The sequence below is a fragment of the Citrobacter sp. Marseille-Q3906 genome (assembly GCF_916618775.1).
In the GTDB taxonomy this organism is placed as follows: Bacteria; Pseudomonadota; Gammaproteobacteria; order Enterobacterales; family Enterobacteriaceae; genus Citrobacter; species Citrobacter murliniae.
Genome location: NZ_CAKAKA010000002.1, coordinates 2,481,261 through 2,497,404, shown reverse-complemented (window position 1 = coordinate 2,497,404; position 16,144 = coordinate 2,481,261). Strand labels below are relative to the sequence as shown.

The 16,144-nt window shown below is 52.8% G+C and carries 16 protein-coding genes; 13 read left to right on the top strand and 3 right to left on the bottom strand.

Going from position 1 to position 16,144, the window contains the following annotated elements; all coding sequences use genetic code 11:
• Positions 1-14 precede the first annotated feature (14 nt).
• The gene (gene smrB, locus LG384_RS16170) at positions 15-566 is read right to left on the bottom strand and encodes an endonuclease SmrB (RefSeq protein ID WP_225761225.1); all 552 of its coding nucleotides are present in this window, start codon (positions 564-566) and stop codon (positions 15-17) included.
• Positions 567-732: 166 nt separating this feature from the next.
• On the opposite strand from smrB, the gene prmB reads away from it, so the two are divergent.
• From prmB to LG384_RS16140, 6 genes are read left to right on the top strand one after another with little or no spacing between them, the layout of a single operon-like run.
• Entirely contained in the window at positions 733-1,665 is a 933-nt protein-coding gene (gene prmB / locus LG384_RS16165) for a 50S ribosomal protein L3 N(5)-glutamine methyltransferase (RefSeq protein WP_200010225.1), read from the top strand.
• 38 nt (positions 1,666-1,703) lie between these two features.
• Positions 1,704-2,789 (top strand): chorismate synthase, encoded by a 1,086-nt coding sequence (gene aroC, locus LG384_RS16160; RefSeq protein ID WP_045445717.1) that lies wholly within the window; start codon positions 1,704-1,706, stop codon positions 2,787-2,789.
• 3 nt (positions 2,790-2,792) lie between these two features.
• Complete coding sequence (mepA, locus tag LG384_RS16155; protein WP_045445715.1) at positions 2,793-3,617, top strand: penicillin-insensitive murein endopeptidase; 825 nt, start codon at positions 2,793-2,795, stop codon at positions 3,615-3,617.
• Positions 3,617-4,426, top strand: coding sequence for a sulfite exporter TauE/SafE family protein (locus tag LG384_RS16150; RefSeq protein WP_045445713.1), 810 nt, complete (start codon positions 3,617-3,619; stop codon positions 4,424-4,426). Before mepA ends, LG384_RS16150 begins: the two co-directional genes overlap by 1 nt.
• A complete protein-coding gene (locus LG384_RS16145) occupies positions 4,426-4,974 on the top strand; it encodes an elongation factor P hydroxylase (RefSeq protein ID WP_045445711.1) in 549 nt (182 codons plus the stop codon). The genes LG384_RS16150 and LG384_RS16145 overlap by 1 nt, the downstream gene beginning before the upstream one ends.
• A 32-nt stretch (positions 4,975-5,006) precedes the next feature.
• The gene (locus LG384_RS16140; RefSeq protein ID WP_045445709.1) at positions 5,007-5,285 is read left to right on the top strand and encodes a YfcL family protein; all 279 of its coding nucleotides are present in this window, start codon (positions 5,007-5,009) and stop codon (positions 5,283-5,285) included.
• Positions 5,286-5,345: 60 nt separating this feature from the next.
• Here LG384_RS16140 and mnmC read toward each other — a convergent pair whose 3' ends face one another.
• Positions 5,346-7,349: a bifunctional tRNA (5-methylaminomethyl-2-thiouridine)(34)-methyltransferase MnmD/FAD-dependent 5-carboxymethylaminomethyl-2-thiouridine(34) oxidoreductase MnmC gene (mnmC, locus tag LG384_RS16135; protein ID WP_225761224.1), complete on the bottom strand. Its 2,004-nt coding sequence runs from the start codon at positions 7,347-7,349 to the stop codon at positions 5,346-5,348.
• A gap of 159 nt (positions 7,350-7,508) precedes the next feature.
• Between mnmC and fabB the strand changes: the two genes are divergently transcribed.
• Complete coding sequence (fabB, locus tag LG384_RS16130; protein WP_045445705.1) at positions 7,509-8,729, top strand: beta-ketoacyl-ACP synthase I; 1,221 nt, start codon at positions 7,509-7,511, stop codon at positions 8,727-8,729.
• Between the two features lie 240 nt (positions 8,730-8,969).
• Positions 8,970-10,148 carry an MFS transporter gene (locus LG384_RS16125; RefSeq protein WP_045445703.1) on the top strand — a complete coding sequence of 393 codons (1,179 nt, stop codon included), beginning with the start codon at positions 8,970-8,972 and terminating at the stop codon, positions 10,146-10,148.
• Here LG384_RS16125 and flk read toward each other — a convergent pair.
• The gene (gene flk / locus LG384_RS16120) at positions 10,145-11,146 is read right to left on the bottom strand and encodes a flagella biosynthesis regulator Flk (RefSeq protein ID WP_048222582.1); all 1,002 of its coding nucleotides are present in this window, start codon (positions 11,144-11,146) and stop codon (positions 10,145-10,147) included. The genes LG384_RS16125 and flk overlap by 4 nt on opposite strands.
• A 108-nt stretch (positions 11,147-11,254) precedes the next feature.
• On the opposite strand from flk, the gene pdxB reads away from it, so the two are divergent.
• From pdxB to accD, 5 genes are all read left to right on the top strand, one after another.
• Positions 11,255-12,391: a 4-phosphoerythronate dehydrogenase PdxB gene (pdxB, locus tag LG384_RS16115; RefSeq protein WP_225761223.1), complete on the top strand. Its 1,137-nt coding sequence runs from the start codon at positions 11,255-11,257 to the stop codon at positions 12,389-12,391.
• Between the two features lie 67 nt (positions 12,392-12,458).
• On the top strand, positions 12,459-13,472 hold the full coding sequence (locus LG384_RS16110; RefSeq protein ID WP_045445697.1) for an aspartate-semialdehyde dehydrogenase: 1,014 nt from the start codon (positions 12,459-12,461) through the stop codon (positions 13,470-13,472).
• A complete protein-coding gene (gene truA / locus LG384_RS16105; protein ID WP_045445694.1) occupies positions 13,472-14,284 on the top strand; it encodes a tRNA pseudouridine(38-40) synthase TruA in 813 nt (270 codons plus the stop codon). Before LG384_RS16110 ends, truA begins: the two co-directional genes overlap by 1 nt.
• 23 nt (positions 14,285-14,307) lie before the next feature.
• Positions 14,308-14,967 carry a DedA family protein gene (locus LG384_RS16100; RefSeq protein ID WP_045445690.1) on the top strand — a complete coding sequence of 220 codons (660 nt, stop codon included), beginning with the start codon at positions 14,308-14,310 and terminating at the stop codon, positions 14,965-14,967.
• A 149-nt stretch (positions 14,968-15,116) separates the two neighbouring features.
• On the top strand, positions 15,117-16,031 hold the full coding sequence (accD, locus tag LG384_RS16095) for an acetyl-CoA carboxylase, carboxyltransferase subunit beta (RefSeq protein WP_045445687.1): 915 nt from the start codon (positions 15,117-15,119) through the stop codon (positions 16,029-16,031).
• Positions 16,032-16,144 lie beyond the last annotated feature (113 nt).

The window sequence follows — 16,144 nt, the reverse complement described above, 5'->3', positions numbered from 1 at the left end:
TCTGTTTCTGTTGGTCAGGGAAGTTCTGGCGGCAACCACTCTTCCACTTCAATCAGTACCAGTAGTGCGGCATCACCGCCATACTCTTTTGGCGCCTGATGGAAGGCCATTACATGCGGGTGTTGCGCCAGCCATAGTGGCGTTTGCTGCTTAAGAATGTGCTTGCCGTGACCGTGCATTACGCAGGCGCAAAACACATGTTCACGACGACAGGCGGCAATAAGCGCGCCTAACTCCTGCTTAGCCTGCTGCTGCGTCAGTCCGTGTAAATCTAAAAACAGCTCCGGGGAGTAATCGCCACGGCGCATTTTCTTCAGCTCAAAATGGCTGACATCGGCACGCAGGTACCTCACCGGACCGTCCGTATTCAGCAGCGGTTGAAACTCATCAGAGAAATAGTGGCTGGCATCAGCCTGTTCCTGCAGCAGTCTCTTGACCGGAACTTCGGTAATTTTTTTACGTTGTGGCCGATGGACTATAGTGTCCTGCTTTATTTGGCGAGTGCCGGTCATCAGCTGGCGAAACAGCGCCTGATCCTCCTCGCTAAGCGATGTTTTCTTTTTCATTCGAGAGTCTCATCTTTTATTTTTCGTTAGTTTAACCCGACTCGACAGGCATCCGATCGCTTAAAACGCAATTTTAACGCTCAGGCTCTGTGTGAATGCTGATTTATCGCCGTCTTCGTGGCAAACTAGCCGCCGAATTTAATGCGAGCATGCCCTGGAGGAATACGTGGATAAAATTTTCGTTGATGAAGCAGTGAGTGAACTGCATACCATTCAGGACATGTTGCGCTGGGCGGTCAGCCGTTTTAGCGCGGCGAATATCTGGTATGGCCATGGCACGGATAATCCATGGGATGAGGCGGTACAGCTGGTGCTGCCGTCTCTTTACCTGCCGCTGGATATTCCTGAAGATATGCGTACTGCGCGTCTGACTTCCAGCGAGCGCCACCGTATTGTTGAGCGTGTTATTCGTCGCGTCAACGAACGTATCCCGGTTGCTTACCTGACCAACAAAGCCTGGTTCTGTGGACATGAATTCTATGTCGATGAACGCGTGTTGGTCCCTCGCTCACCGATTGGCGAGCTTATCAACAATCGCTTTGCCGGTCTTATCAGCGAACAGCCGCAGCATATTCTGGATATGTGTACCGGCAGTGGTTGTATTGCTATCGCCTGTGCGTATGCCTTCCCGGAAGCTGAAGTGGATGCTGTGGACATTTCCACTGATGCGCTGGCAGTCACTGAACACAATATTGAAGAGCATGGCTTGATCCATCACGTCACGCCGATCCGTTCCGATCTGTTCCGCGACCTGTTGAAAGTCCAGTATGACCTGATTGTGACCAACCCACCGTATGTCGACGCAGAAGATATGTCCGATCTGCCTAACGAATATCGTCACGAGCCGGAGCTGGGTCTGGCATCCGGTAGTGATGGGCTGAAACTTACCCGTCGCATTCTGGGTAACGCCCCAGACTACCTGTCGGATAACGGTATTCTGATTTGTGAAGTCGGAAACAGCATGGTACATCTGATGGAACAATACCCGGATGTACCGTTTACCTGGCTGGAATTCGACAACGGTGGTGACGGCGTATTTATGCTGACTAAAGAGCAGCTGATTGCCGCTCGCGAACACTTCAGCATCTATAAAGATTAATACACGCGCACAAACACAACATTCATAACGGAGCCGTGATGGCAGGAAACACAATTGGACAACTCTTTCGCGTAACGACCTTCGGCGAATCACACGGGCTGGCGCTCGGTTGTATTGTTGATGGTGTTCCGCCTGGTATTTCTCTGACCGAAGCCGATCTGCAGCACGATCTCGACAGACGCCGTCCAGGAACTTCGCGTTACACGACCCAGCGCCGTGAGCCGGATCAGGTGAAAATCCTCTCTGGCGTGTTCGAAGGCGTAACCACCGGGACCAGCATCGGTTTGTTGATTGAAAATACCGATCAGCGTTCGCAGGACTACGGCGCGATTAAAGATGTTTTCCGTCCGGGTCATGCTGACTATACCTACGAGCAGAAATACGGTTTGCGTGATTACCGTGGCGGCGGGCGTTCATCCGCTCGCGAAACGGCGATGCGCGTGGCGGCCGGGGCTATAGCCAAAAAATACTTGGCGGAAAAATTTGGTGTCGAAATTCGCGGCTGTCTGACCCAGATGGGCGATATTCCCCTGGAGATTAAAGACTGGTCTCAGGTGGAACTTAACCCGTTCTTTTGCCCCGATCCGGATAAAATTGAAGCGCTGGATGAACTGATGCGCGCGCTTAAAAAAGAGGGTGATTCCATCGGGGCAAAAGTGACCGTTGTCGCCAGTGGTGTGCCAGCGGGCCTCGGTGAACCTGTTTTTGACCGCCTGGATGCAGACATCGCTCATGCGCTGATGAGCATTAACGCGGTAAAAGGCGTGGAGATTGGCGATGGTTTTGACGTTGTCGCACTGCGTGGTAGTCAGAACCGTGATGAAATCACCAAAGAAGGTTTCCAGAGCAACCATGCTGGTGGCATCCTGGGGGGGATCAGCAGCGGGCAACAAATTGTTGCACATATGGCGCTGAAACCGACTTCCAGTATTACCGTTCCTGGGCGCACTATTAACCGATTTGGCGAAGAAGTCGAAATGGTAACCAAAGGACGTCACGATCCGTGCGTTGGGATCCGCGCAGTGCCGATCGCAGAAGCGATGTTGGCGATTGTACTGATGGATCACCTGCTGCGTCAGCGGGCGCAAAATGCGGATGTGAAGACTGACATTCCACGCTGGTAAGACATGAAAAAAACGGCACTTGCGGCACTGGCTCTGTTCGCCAGCTCCGCCTGTCTGGCGGCGACGCCCTGGCAGAAAATTACCCACCCGGTTGCGGGTAGCGCACAGTCGATCGGTGCTTTCTCGAATGGTTGCATTGTCGGGGCAGATACACTGCCCGTGCAATCAGAACATTATCAGGTGATGCGCACCGATCAGCGGCGCTATTTCGGTCATCCTGATCTGGTGAGGTTTATTCAGCGTCTGAGTACCCAGGCCAATAATCTGGAGCTGGGCACGGTGTTAATTGGTGATATGGGAATGCCTGCTGGCGGACGTTTCAATGGTGGGCACGCCAGTCACCAGACAGGACTGGATGTCGATATTTTCCTGCAACTGCCAAAAACGCGCTGGACGCAGTCGCAACTGCTGCGACCACAGGCGCTGGATCTGGTCTCTCAGGACGGTAAACGTGTTGTATCGTCACTGTGGAAGCCGGAGATTTTCAGCCTGATCAGGCTGGCTGCAAAAGATAATGATGTAACGCGTATTTTCGTGAATCCGGCGATTAAACAGCAACTTTGTCTGGATGCGGGAACTGACCGGGACTGGTTGCGTAAAGTGCGACCGTGGTTCCAGCATCGTGCTCATATGCATGTGCGGTTACGTTGCCCTGCCGACAGTCTTGAGTGCGAAGACCAACCTTTACCTCCACCAGGTGATGGCTGTGGCGCGGAGCTGCAAAGCTGGTTCGAACCTCCTAAACCTGGAACAACAAAGCCTGAGAAGAAGACACCGCCTCCGTTGCCGCCTTCCTGCCAGGCGCTATTGGACGAGCATGTACTCTAATGGATATTTTCGCCGATCTGTTTATGGTGTCTCCGCTGCTGTTGGGCGTACTTTTTTTTGTGGCAATTCTGGCTGGATTTATTGACTCGCTGGCGGGGGGCGGTGGCTTACTCACTATCCCTGCGTTAATGGCGGCAGGCATGCCGCCGGCACAAGCGCTGGCAACTAATAAGCTTCAGGCCTGTGGGGGATCGATCTCCGCATCTCTCTATTTTATTCGTCGTGGCGTGGTCAATCTGGCGGAGCAGAAGCTCAATATCGCCATGACCTTTATCGGTTCAATGAGCGGCGCGTTGCTGGTTCAGCATATGCAGTCGGACATCTTGCGCCAAATCCTGCCGGTTCTGGTGCTCTGTATTGGCCTCTACTTTCTCATGATGCCTAAACTGGGCGAAGAAGACCGGCAGCGTCGGCTTTATGGCTTGCCGTTTGCACTGGTTGCCGGGGGCTGTGTCGGTTTTTATGATGGCTTCTTTGGGCCGGCAGCCGGGTCGTTTTACGCACTGTCCTTCGTCATGCTGTGTGGCTACAACCTGGCGAAGTCAACGGCGCATGCCAAAGTACTCAATGCCACCTCTAATCTCGGTGGGCTGTTACTGTTCGCCCTTGGTGGCAAAGTGATTTGGGCGACCGGTTTTGTGATGCTTATCGGCCAGTTTCTTGGTGCGCGGATGGGATCTCGACTGGTGCTTAGTAAGGGACAGAAACTCATTCGACCAATGATCGTCATTGTCTCTGCAGTGATGAGTGCCAAGCTAATTTACGATAATCATGGACAGGAGATTCTCCACTGGCTGGGGATGAACTAATGAACAATACCCATCACTACCAACAGTTAATTGATATTTTTAACGGCTGCTTTGCCGATGAATTTAATACCCGTCTGATTAAAGGCGACGATGAACCCATCTATCTTCCAGCTGATGCGGAATTACCGTATCACCGTATTGTTTTCGCCCATGGTTTTTACGCCAGCGCGTTACACGAAATTTCACACTGGTGTATTGCTGGAAAAGCGCGTCGTGAGCTGGTTGATTTTGGTTACTGGTACTGCCCGGACGGGCGGGATGCGAAAACACAGTGTCAGTTTGAAGATGTAGAAGTGAAGCCACAGGCATTTGACTGGTTGTTTTGCATGGCGGCGGGGTATCCGTTTAACGTCAGTTGCGACAACCTGGAAGGGGACTTTGAGCCGGATCGCGTGGTATTCCAGCGTCGTGTTCATGCCCAGGTGATGGAGTATCTGGAAAAGGGGATCCCCGAACGTCCGGCGCGCTTCATTAAAGCGTTACAAAATTATTATCACACGCCTGAACTTAAGGCGGAACAATTCCCGTGGCCCGAAGCGCTCAACTGAAGCCGATGCCACGTTTACAATGAGGAAAGAAGATGATCGCGGAGTTTGAATCACGCATTCTGGCATTAATCGACGATATGGTAGAGCACGCCAGCGATGATGAGCTTTTTGCCAGTGGGTATTTGCGTGGGCACCTGACGCTGGCCGTTGCTGAACTGGACGGTGGCGAGGACCATTCCGCTGAGGCATTGTACGCCAATGTCACCAGCAGCCTGGAAAAAGCTATCGGTGCTGGCGAACTCTCGCCTCGTGACCAGGCGCTAGTGAAAGAGATGTGGGATGCTCTGTTCCAGAAGGCCACAGTAAAATAATTTACGGTGGATTGTGCCGGATGCTGACGCAGGAGTGTCTAATCCGGCACAATCATTACCTTATGACTTTATTGCTTTTCCCTTCAATAATTTTCTCACCCATAAACGATTCGGATTTAACGCAGCCAGAGTTCCTGCATCCATCGGGATAGGTTCATGACTCATTTGCGCCGCAAGGATTTCTGCGCACAGCGGGGCGGTACACAGTCCTCGCGAACCCAGTGCGCCCAGCATAAATAAGTCAGGGTGAACTGGCGCACTCGCAGCAGTCTCTTTGTCTTCTGCAAGATGTGCGTACTGACTGAGTGTGGCGTGATAGTCCGGTACATTGCCGACCATCGGTAAGTGATCGCGTGTGGCGCAGCGAACGCCACAGCGGGCGGCATTGTCACTGATATCCACCTCTTTCACCCATCCGGCATTTGGCAAACAGTTGATTAAACGCTGGCGATTTTGTTGCTGATCGTCCTCGCGATAAACCGTCTCTTCACAACCGCGATGATAGCTCGCCCCGATACAATGATGCTGATTCACCGGATTTTGCGGTGTGAGATAGCCGTCGTAGCACAGCACCTGACGCAGAGCAGAGAGTGAAGGTGTGGTAGGAATATGGCTCACCTGACCGCCAACGGAATAAACCGGTAACGGCTGCGTCTGATTAAAGCGGTTAATGCGGTGGCCATTTGCCAGCACCACCGCTTCGTGCGTAGCGGTTTCGCCAGTAGCGAACTGCAACTGCCAGCTATCCGCCTGATGCGACAGTGAAACCAGATCGTGCTGGTAGTGCGTGCGTAATCCCAGCGTTGTGGCATAGTCCAGCACAGCAGCAGTTAACTGCGCAGGACACAGCCATCCTCCGGCAGGATACTGAATGCCATCACATTCGGTATCCACGCCCACCGTTTGCAGGATCTGTTTTGCATCAACTGCGACCGCGAGTGCGTCGGGTAAGTCAAGTGACAGCATTTGGGTGATTTTCTGTTGGCTTTTCTCATCCCAGGCTAACTGAGTCACCCCGCACCAGTCGTGTGCGAAATCTACGGGTAGCGCGTCATACAGACGTCGTGCGAAGGTAAAGGCAGCAGGGAAAAAAAGATTAATAGCCGCATCATGTTTATTGAGCAAAGGATAGAGCGCCCCCTGACGATTGCCAGAAGCGCCTTGTGCTGGTTTGTCGTCAGCACAATAGAGCGTCACTTGCCAGCCGCGACGCAACAGGGCCAGCGACAGCAAGGCGCTGGCAATACCTCCGCCAATAATAGCCGTTTCACGTTTTTTCGTACCTGTGCGTGCAAACCACGGCGCTGGGGAAGGGGGGGTAATATTTTGCTCCATAACCCCACATAACATTTCGCGTTTGCGACCGAAACCTTTGCATTTACGCATGCTGAAACCAGCTTCCTGCAACCCACGACGTACAAAACCAGCGGAGGTAAAGGTCGCCAGCGTGCCGCCAGGGCGAGCCAGTCTGGCCATTGCGTTAAACAGCGTTGGCGTCCACATATCAGGGTTTTTTGCCGGCGCGAACCCATCCAGAAACCAGGCATCGACCTGCTGATTCAATGATTCATCCAGGGTATTGATGAGTTCGTTAATATCGCCAAACCAGAGATCCAACGTAATTCGCCCCTCATCAAGAAGCAGCCGATGGCAACCCGCCAGTGGTAGTGGCCACTGCTCCTGTAACGCTGTTGCCCATGGTGCGAGTTCAGGCCAGTGTTGATGGGCTAAGGCCAGATCTTCACGCGTCAGAGGAAATTTTTCAAAACTGATGAAATGTAACCTTTCCAGGATAGCGTCAGGATGTGCGTCGCGAAAAGTGGCGAATGCCTGCCATAGCGTCAGGAAGTTAAGTCCGGTACCAAAACCACTTTCTGCTACTACAAATAATTGCCGTGAATGAGTGGGAAATCGTTCTGCGAGATGATTACCGCCGAGAAAAACATAACGAGTTTCTTCCAGCCCGTTATCGTTAGAAAAATAGACATCGTCAAAATCTCGGGAAACAGGTGTACCCTCAGCGTTGAATTCGAGGTCGGCAGGTTGTATAGCGTATTGTTTCACGTAAGTTACTCGTCTGGCAGGCTGTGTCCCGATCTTAACGATGAGTGCCTGACTGCGCAAATTTCCACATTAAATGGCTGATCGGACTTGTTCGGCGTACAAGTGTACGCTATTGTGCCACTCGAAACTTTAAAATAGTGCGAACTACAGAGGTATTGAATGAAACGTGCAGTGATTACTGGCTTGGGCATCGTTTCCAGCATCGGTAATAACCAGCAGGAAGTCCTGGCATCTCTGCGTGAAGGACGTTCAGGGATCACTTTCTCTCAGGAGCTGAAGGACTCCGGCATGCGTAGCCACGTTTGGGGCAACGTAAAACTGGATACCACTGGCCTCATTGACCGCAAAGTTGTGCGCTTTATGAGCGACGCATCCATCTATGCATTCCTTTCTATGGAGCAGGCAGTTGCTGATGCTGGCCTCTCTGCAGAAGTTTACCAGAACAACCCGCGCGTTGGCCTGATTGCAGGTTCTGGCGGCGGCTCCCCGCGTTTTCAGGTCTTCGGCGCTGACGCAATGCGTAGCCCGCGTGGTCTGAAAGCCGTTGGTCCGTATGTGGTGACTAAAGCGATGGCATCCGGCGTTTCTGCCTGCCTCGCAACACCGTTCAAAATCCACGGCGTAAACTACTCCATCAGCTCTGCCTGTGCGACGTCTGCACATTGTATCGGCAACGCTGTTGAACAAATTCAATTGGGCAAGCAGGACATCGTTTTTGCTGGCGGCGGCGAAGAGCTGTGCTGGGAAATGGCGTGCGAATTCGACGCAATGGGCGCGCTGTCTACCAAATACAACGACTCTCCGGACAAAGCGTCCCGTACTTATGATGCAAGCCGCGATGGTTTCGTTATCGCAGGCGGCGGCGGTATGGTTGTTGTCGAAGAGCTGGAACACGCTCTGGCTCGTGGCGCACACATCTACGCGGAAATCGTCGGTTACGGCGCAACTTCTGATGGCGCAGACATGGTTGCTCCGTCAGGTGAAGGCGCAGTGCGCTGCATGCAGATGGCGATGCACGGCGTTGATACACCAATCGACTACCTGAACTCACACGGTACTTCTACTCCGGTAGGCGACGTGAAAGAGCTGGGTGCAATCCGTGAAGTGTTCGGCGATCACAGCCCGGCAATCTCTGCAACCAAAGCAATGACCGGTCACTCTCTGGGGGCTGCGGGTGTGCAGGAAGCTATTTACTCTCTGCTGATGCTGGAACATGGCTTTATCGCGCCAAGCATCAACATTGAAGAGCTGGACGAACAAGCTGCTGGTCTGAACATCGTGACCAAGCCGACTGAGCAAGAACTGACTACCGTTATGTCCAACAGCTTCGGCTTTGGCGGGACTAACGCCACGCTGGTGATGCGTAAGCTGAAAGCGTAAGTCTGGTACTAACACCAGTCATTGCCTGATGACGTTTCGCTGATCGGGTTAAAAGGGAGCCAACAGGCTCCCTTTTTTATGGCATTGACAATGGGGGCAATTTACAGGCAGACTCCCCGCTCAACATTATCCTCATGATAATGCGTAAGCGTTTAACGTTATCCAACGCACCTTAATCCTGATAGTCAGGTAGAGGGGGCGTGGCATTTCCTCGCCTTACTCTGCATTCTGGAGTAACGCATGACAGCAGTAACCCAACAAGAAAAAACATCTTCGGCGAATGTTTCGCTATTTCGTATCGCTTTTGCAGTTTTCCTGACCTATATGACGGTCGGCCTGCCTTTGCCTGTCATCCCGCTGTTTGTCCACCATGAGTTGGGCTATGGCAACACCATGGTTGGCATTGCTGTGGGCGTTCAGTTTCTGGCGACGGTATTAACGCGTGGTTACGCGGGACGGTTAGCCGATCAGTATGGTGCCAAACGTTCTGCGCTACAGGGGATGTTTGCCTGTGCGCTGGCGGGCGCGGCGTGGCTATTGGCTGCGCTATTACCAGTCTCTGTTCCCGTTAAGTTCGCGTTGTTAATTGTGGGACGTCTGATCCTCGGTTTTGGTGAAAGCCAGTTACTTACCGGAACCCTGACCTGGGGGCTGGGGCTGGTTGGGCCAACGCGTTCTGGTAAGGTGATGTCGTGGAACGGGATGGCGATTTACGGCGCACTGGCCGCCGGTGCACCGTTGGGGCTGCTGATCCACAGCCACTTTGGTTTCGCCGCGCTGGCGGGAACCACGATGGCATTACCGCTGCTGGCATGGGCATTCAATGGTACCGTCCGTAAAGTGCCTGCTCACGCTGGAGAACGGCCTTCTTTGTGGAGCGTTGTGGGGCTTATCTGGAAACCTGGTGTGGGTCTGGCGCTACAGGGCGTTGGTTTTGCGGTGATTGGCACCTTTATCTCCCTCTATTTTGTCAGCAACGGCTGGACCATGGCAGGATTCACCCTGACCGCGTTTGGTGGTGCTTTTGTGCTGATGCGTATTCTGTTTGGCTGGATGCCGGACAGGTTTGGCGGGGTTAAGGTCGCGGTTGTCTCTTTGCTAGTTGAAACAGCGGGTCTGGTACTGCTGTGGCTGGCACCAACGGCCTGGTTTGCTTTGTTGGGGGCGGCATTAACCGGGGCAGGGTGTTCGCTCATTTTCCCGGCACTGGGTGTGGAGGTCGTGAAGCGTGTTCCTGCACAGGTTCGTGGTACGGCGCTGGGTGGTTACGCCGCATTCCAGGATATCTCCTACGGCGTAAGCGGTCCTTTAGCTGGGGTTCTGGCCACCGCTTATGGCTATCCCTCGGTATTTCTTGCCGGGGCGATTTCCGCGGTGGTCGGAATTGTCGTTACGCTGCTTACCTTGCGAAAAGGTTAAGTGACGAGCCAGAAAATGGCTAATGCAATCATCAACGCCACAAACATCAGTCCCGGTCGCGCCGACAGTGATTTAATGTTTTCAATCACCGGTGCGAACGGGCTGTAAATCGGCTGAAGATGTCGAGGATCGTTTAATTCTTTGTCCCGCTCTACGCGCCGCAAGAAGATCTGATTGAGCAAATCCTGTACCTGCACAGTGGTCAAAATTGTTTGCGGTTGGATCTGCCAGGTCTGCTGCGCGTAGTCTTTTATCGCCGCGAACTCATTCGGTTCCAGCGGTTGTTTCAACGCTGCCTGAAGCGTTTGCAACGTTGGTGCATTTTGCAGGCTTAGCGTCTGACGCGCTTGCAGCCAGGTCACCAGATGGGTGAACTGCTTCGCGGGGATCAGTTCTCCGCTTTTTACGCCGGACAGTTCCAGCATGGATTGCCAGATTAGCTTGCCGGATTCTCCGGTGGCCGCAGCCAGTTTTGTCACCAGTTGATTCAACGTGTTGTGCTCTGCCGGGAGCAAAGGGCGATCGGTTGCCGGGCGCTGTTGTGGCTGCGGGATCGAAAGTTGCCCCTGCTGTAACAGTGTCAGCACATTTTTTAACTGTTCTGGTGTGAGTTGACTGAGCGCTGTTTGTCCGTACTGCTGGCGAATAAAATCACTCACAGCCTGGCGATTATTCCCCTGACTCAGCAATTCTGTGAGCTGTGACAGTACCTGACGGTTAGCATGATTCTGCTGAGCAATGCCAAGCCGTTGGTTCAGGTTTTGCTCAGCGGCAGGAAAGTGACGCGACTGCAACGGTGTATCACTTTTGACCCCCAGATCGTGCTTCATTCCAGCCCATACCTCGGCACTTTGCTGCTGAGTGAGTGAAATTAAACGCGTGATAAGTCGTTCCAGCACAGTACGTTGCTGCGTGGATAACGGTTGCTCACCCGCAACGGCAGGGGCATTTGGGCCTTCACCGGGAGGGCGCGCGGGAGTACCAGAAATGGGCTGCATCATCTCTATTCCTTAAATCTGAGCTAACCAGGTCTCGCAGTATGCCTGGCGGCGAGATTATGGCACACTTGCCCGGTTAACTCTCGTTCTCAAACAGGTGCGAAAGACGTGAAAATCCTCGTTGATGAAAATATGCCCTATGCCCGCGAACTGTTCAGTCGTTTGGGGGAGGTCAAAGCGGTTCCCGGTCGCCCGATTCCCGTCTCAGAACTCGAAGATGCGGATGCCTTAATGGTGCGCTCGGTGACGAAAGTAAACGAATCACTGCTCAGCGGAAAACCCGTAAAATTTGTCGGGACGGCAACTGCAGGTACTGATCATGTGGATGAAGCCTGGCTTGCGCAGTCGGGGATCGGCTTTTCCGCAGCGCCTGGGTGCAATGCCATTGCAGTGGTTGAATATGTCTTTTCTGCGCTGTTGATGCTGGCGGAACGCGACAGTTTTGCATTACGCGATAGGACCGTAGGTATCGTGGGTGTCGGTAATGTGGGGGCGCGTTTGCAAGCGCGACTGGAAGCATTGGGAATTCGTACTTTGCTTTGCGATCCACCGCGTGCTGACCGGGGGGATGAGGGCGACTTTCGTTCGCTGGCGGAACTGGTTGAGCAAGCTGATGTACTGACTTTCCATACGCCGCTGTTTAAAGACGGTCCGTACAAAACGCTGCATCTGGCTGATGAGGCGCTCATAAGCCGACTCAAGCCGGGAACCATCCTGATTAATGCCTGCCGTGGGCCGGTCATTGATAATGGCGCATTACTGAATTGTCTGAATGCCGGGCAGTCGTTGAGCGTTGTGCTGGACGTCTGGGAAGGTGAGCCGGATCTGAATGTGGCGTTGCTGGAGAAAGCCGACATCGGCACGGCGCACATTGCCGGTTATACCCTTGAAGGAAAAGCGCGTGGGACCACGCAGGTCTTTGAGGCCTACAGCAAGTTTATTGGTCGCGAACAGCACGTAGCGCTGAACACCCTGTTACCCGCGCCGGAATTCGGTCGTATCACATTGCATGGTCCGTTAGATCAGCCAACGCTGAAAAGGCTGGTGCATTTAGTGTATGATGTGCGCCGCGATGATGCGCCGCTGCGTAAAGTCGCTGGAATTCCGGGTGAGTTTGATAAACTGCGTAAGAATTACCTTGAGCGCCGTGAATGGTCGTCTTTATACGTAATGTGTGATGACGCTGCTGCAGCTACCTTGTTGTGTAAGCTGGGTTTTAACGCTGTTCATCACCCGGCACATTAATGTCTTCTTAATGCTCCCTGTCGAATAATACGACAGGGACGCTTATGTATTTCTGGAGTAAATCACCATGTCTGAAGGCTGGAATATTGCCATTCTGGGCGCAACGGGCGCCGTCGGCGAAGCCCTGCTCGATACACTGGCTGAACGCCAGTTCCCGGTCGGTGAGATTTATGCGCTGGCACGTAACGAAAGCGCCGGTGAGCACCTGCGTTTTAATGGTAAATCGATCGTTGTTCAGGATGTTGCTGATTTTGACTGGACACAAGCGCAACTGGCATTTTTTGTTGCTGGGGTGGAGGCAACAGCCGCGTGGGTGGAAGAAGCAACCAACTCAGGTTGCCTGGTTATTGACAGTAGCGGGCTGTTTGCTCTTGAGCCGGATGTCCCGCTGGTCGTACCGGATGTTAACCCGTTCGTACTGGCGGATTATCGCAACCGCAATGTGATTGCCGTCCCGGATAGTCTGACCAGCCAGTTGCTGACTGCGCTGAAACCACTGATTGATGACGGTGGGCTTTCTCGTATAACGGTCACCAATATTATTTCAGCTTCTGCACGCGGTAAAAAGGCGGTGGATGCGCTGGCAGGGCAGAGTGCGAAGCTGCTCAACGGGATCCCTGTCGATGACGATGATTTCTTCGGGCGTCAACTGGCGTTCAATATGTTGCCATTACTGCCGGATCGTGAAGGCAGCGTGCGTGAAGAACGTCGGATCGTCGATGAAGTGCGGAAAATTATGCAGGACGATGGTCTGCTGGTCTCCGCAAGCATAGTGCAGTCGCCAGTGTTTTACGGCCATGCACAAATGGTGAACTTTGAAGCCCTGCGGCCGCTGGCGGCAGAAGAGGCTCGTGATGCGTTTACCCGCGGCGAAGACATCGTTCTGTCGGAAGAGACGGATTATCCTACTCAGGTTGGTGATGCTTCTGGTACTCCCCATCTTTCGGTCGGCTGCGTACATAACGATTATGGTATGCCGGAGCAGATTCAGTTCTGGTCTGTAGCCGATAATGTGCGCTTTGGTGGCGCGTTAATGTCGGTAAAAATTGCTGAAAAACTGGTGCAGGAGTATCTGTACTAATGTCTGACCTGCAACAACTGCCAACACATAAAATTGCGCTGGGTATAGAGTATGATGGCAGCAAATATTATGGCTGGCAGCGCCAGAACGAAGTGCGTAGCGTTCAGGAAAAATTGGAAAAAGCGCTCTCACAAGTCGCCAATGAACGCATTAATGTATTTTGTGCGGGGCGAACGGATGCAGGCGTTCATGGAACGGGGCAGGTGGTGCATTTTGAAACCACCGCGCAACGTAAAGATGCGGCATGGACACTGGGTGTAAATGCGAATTTACCTGGTGACATTGCCGTGCGCTGGGTGAAGGCTGTGCCGGATGATTTTCATGCACGATTTAGCGCCACGGCTCGCCGTTATCGCTACATCATCTACAATCATCGGTTACGCCCGGCGGTTCTGGGGAACGGTGTGACGCATTACTATGAACCGCTGGATGCTGAACGTATGCATCGTGCGGCTCAGTGTCTGATTGGTGAGAATGATTTCACTTCGTTTCGGGCAGTGCAGTGCCAGTCGCGCACACCGTGGCGCAACGTGATGCACATCAACGTCACGCGTCACGGCCCATATGTGGTGGTCGATATCAAAGCAAATGCCTTTGTACATCATATGGTCAGGAATATTGTCGGTAGCCTGATGGAAGTAGGTGCCCACAACCAGCCGGAGAGCTGGATAGCAGAGTTGTTAGCGGCGAAGGACAGAACGCTGGCAGCGGCAACGGCGAAGGCGGAAGGACTGTATCTGGTTGCGGTAGATTATCCAGATCGGTTTGACCTGCCTAAACCGCCAATGGGCCCGCTGTTCCTGGCGGACTAATTCGAGTCGTAAAAGGCATAAATATGGACCTGATTTACTTTCTGATCGATTTTATCCTGCACATAGATGTGCATTTGGCTGAACTGGTAGCGGAATACGGTGTTTGGGTTTATGCCATTCTGTTTCTGATTCTGTTTTGTGAAACCGGACTGGTAGTGACGCCGTTCCTGCCGGGCGATTCTCTGCTGTTTGTCGCCGGAGCGCTCTCTGCGTTGCCAACCAATGATTTGAATGTTCATCTGATGGTGGCGTTAATGATTGTGGCGGCGATTGTTGGCGATGCGGTGAACTACACTATCGGTCGACTGTTCGGCGAAAAACTTTTTAGCAATCCGAATTCCAAAATTTTTCGCCGCAGCTACCTGGATAAAACCCATGCGTTTTATGCACGTCATGGTGGCAAAACGATTATTTTGGCGCGTTTTGTCCCTATCGTGCGTACATTTGCGCCGTTTGTGGCAGGTATGGGGCATATGTCCTACCGCCATTTTGCAATGTATAACGTCGCAGGCGCGCTGCTGTGGGTATTGCTGTTTACCTATGCAGGCTATCTGTTTGGCGATCTGCCGGTGGTACAGGAGAACCTGAAATTATTGATTGTGGCGATTATCGTCCTCTCCGTATTGCCCGGCGTTATTGAAGTGATTCGTCACAAGCGTGCTGCGTCACGTGCTGCAAAATAGAAAGTAACTCAGCGGTTCGACCACTTTTTTATCCAAAGTTTCGGGCTGTTATGTTTTAATGTGCAACATTCATGGTCTGTTGGGGGCAAAAATGGCATTATGCGCCCCTTATAACAAAGCTGACTAAGGTTCAGGCAGAAAGGTCACCAATGAGCTGGATTGAACGAATTAAAAGCAACATTACTCCCACCCGCAAGGCAAGCATTCCTGAAGGGGTGTGGACCAAGTGTGATAGCTGCGGTCAGGTTTTATACCGTGCTGAGCTGGAACGTAATCTTGAGGTCTGTCCGAAGTGTGACCATCATATGCGCATGTCGGCGCGCAATCGCCTGCATAGCCTGTTAGATGAAGGTTCTCTTGTGGAGCTGGGTAGCGAGCTTGAGCCGAAAGACGTGCTGAAGTTTCGTGATTCCAAGAAATACAAAGACAGACTGGCTTCTGCGCAGAAAGAAACCGGCGAGAAAGATGCGCTGGTGGTAATGAAAGGTACACTTCACGGTATGCCGGTCGTTGCTGCAGCATTCGAATTCGCTTTTATGGGCGGTTCCATGGGGTCTGTGGTTGGTGCCCGTTTTGTCCGTGCCGTTGAACAGGCGCTGGAAGACAACTGCCCGCTGATCTGCTTCTCCGCTTCCGGCGGTGCGCGTATGCAGGAAGCGCTGATGTCACTGATGCAGATGGCAAAAACCTCTGCTGCACTGGCGAAAATGCAGGAACGTGGTTTACCGTACATCTCTGTACTGACCGACCCAACCATGGGTGGGGTTTCAGCAAGCTTCGCGATGTTGGGCGATCTCAACGTTGCTGAACCGAAAGCACTGATCGGCTTTGCTGGTCCGCGTGTTATCGAGCAAACCGTACGTGAGAAATTGCCGCCGGGATTCCAGCGCAGTGAGTTCCTGATTGAAAAAGGCGCTATCGATATGATCGTTCGCCGCCCGGAAATGCGCCTGAAACTGGCGAGCATCCTGGCGAAGCTAATGAATCTTCCTGCGCCGAATCCGGATGAGCCACGTGAAGGCGTGGTGGTACCTCCGGTACCCGATCAGGAATCAGAGGCCTGATAGTTTACTCTATGGATTTCGAGTTGCAGGAAGGCGGCAAGAGAGTGAATCCCGATGAACTTACACTGGTAAGTGATTCGGGTGAGCGAGTGCAGCCAATATCCCTGCAACTT

Excerpts from the sequence above, each read along its gene's own strand:
- smrB (WP_225761225.1), bottom strand. The coding sequence starts at position 566 with ATGAAAAAGAAAACATCGCTTAGCGAGGAGGATCAGGCGCTGTTTCGC.
- aroC (WP_045445717.1), top strand. The coding sequence starts at position 1,704 with ATGGCAGGAAACACAATTGGACAACTCTTTCGCGTAACGACCTTCGGC.
- mepA (WP_045445715.1), top strand. The coding sequence starts at position 2,793 with ATGAAAAAAACGGCACTTGCGGCACTGGCTCTGTTCGCCAGCTCCGCC.
- LG384_RS16150 (WP_045445713.1), top strand. The coding sequence starts at position 3,617 with ATGGATATTTTCGCCGATCTGTTTATGGTGTCTCCGCTGCTGTTGGGC.
- LG384_RS16145 (WP_045445711.1), top strand. The coding sequence starts at position 4,426 with ATGAACAATACCCATCACTACCAACAGTTAATTGATATTTTTAACGGC.
- LG384_RS16140 (WP_045445709.1), top strand. The coding sequence starts at position 5,007 with ATGATCGCGGAGTTTGAATCACGCATTCTGGCATTAATCGACGATATG.
- fabB (WP_045445705.1), top strand. The coding sequence starts at position 7,509 with ATGAAACGTGCAGTGATTACTGGCTTGGGCATCGTTTCCAGCATCGGT.
- LG384_RS16125 (WP_045445703.1), top strand. The coding sequence starts at position 8,970 with ATGACAGCAGTAACCCAACAAGAAAAAACATCTTCGGCGAATGTTTCG.
- flk (WP_048222582.1), bottom strand. The coding sequence starts at position 11,146 with ATGCAGCCCATTTCTGGTACTCCCGCGCGCCCTCCCGGTGAAGGCCCA.
- LG384_RS16110 (WP_045445697.1), top strand. The coding sequence starts at position 12,459 with ATGTCTGAAGGCTGGAATATTGCCATTCTGGGCGCAACGGGCGCCGTC.
- truA (WP_045445694.1), top strand. The coding sequence starts at position 13,472 with ATGTCTGACCTGCAACAACTGCCAACACATAAAATTGCGCTGGGTATA.
- LG384_RS16100 (WP_045445690.1), top strand. The coding sequence starts at position 14,308 with ATGGACCTGATTTACTTTCTGATCGATTTTATCCTGCACATAGATGTG.
- accD (WP_045445687.1), top strand. The coding sequence starts at position 15,117 with ATGAGCTGGATTGAACGAATTAAAAGCAACATTACTCCCACCCGCAAG.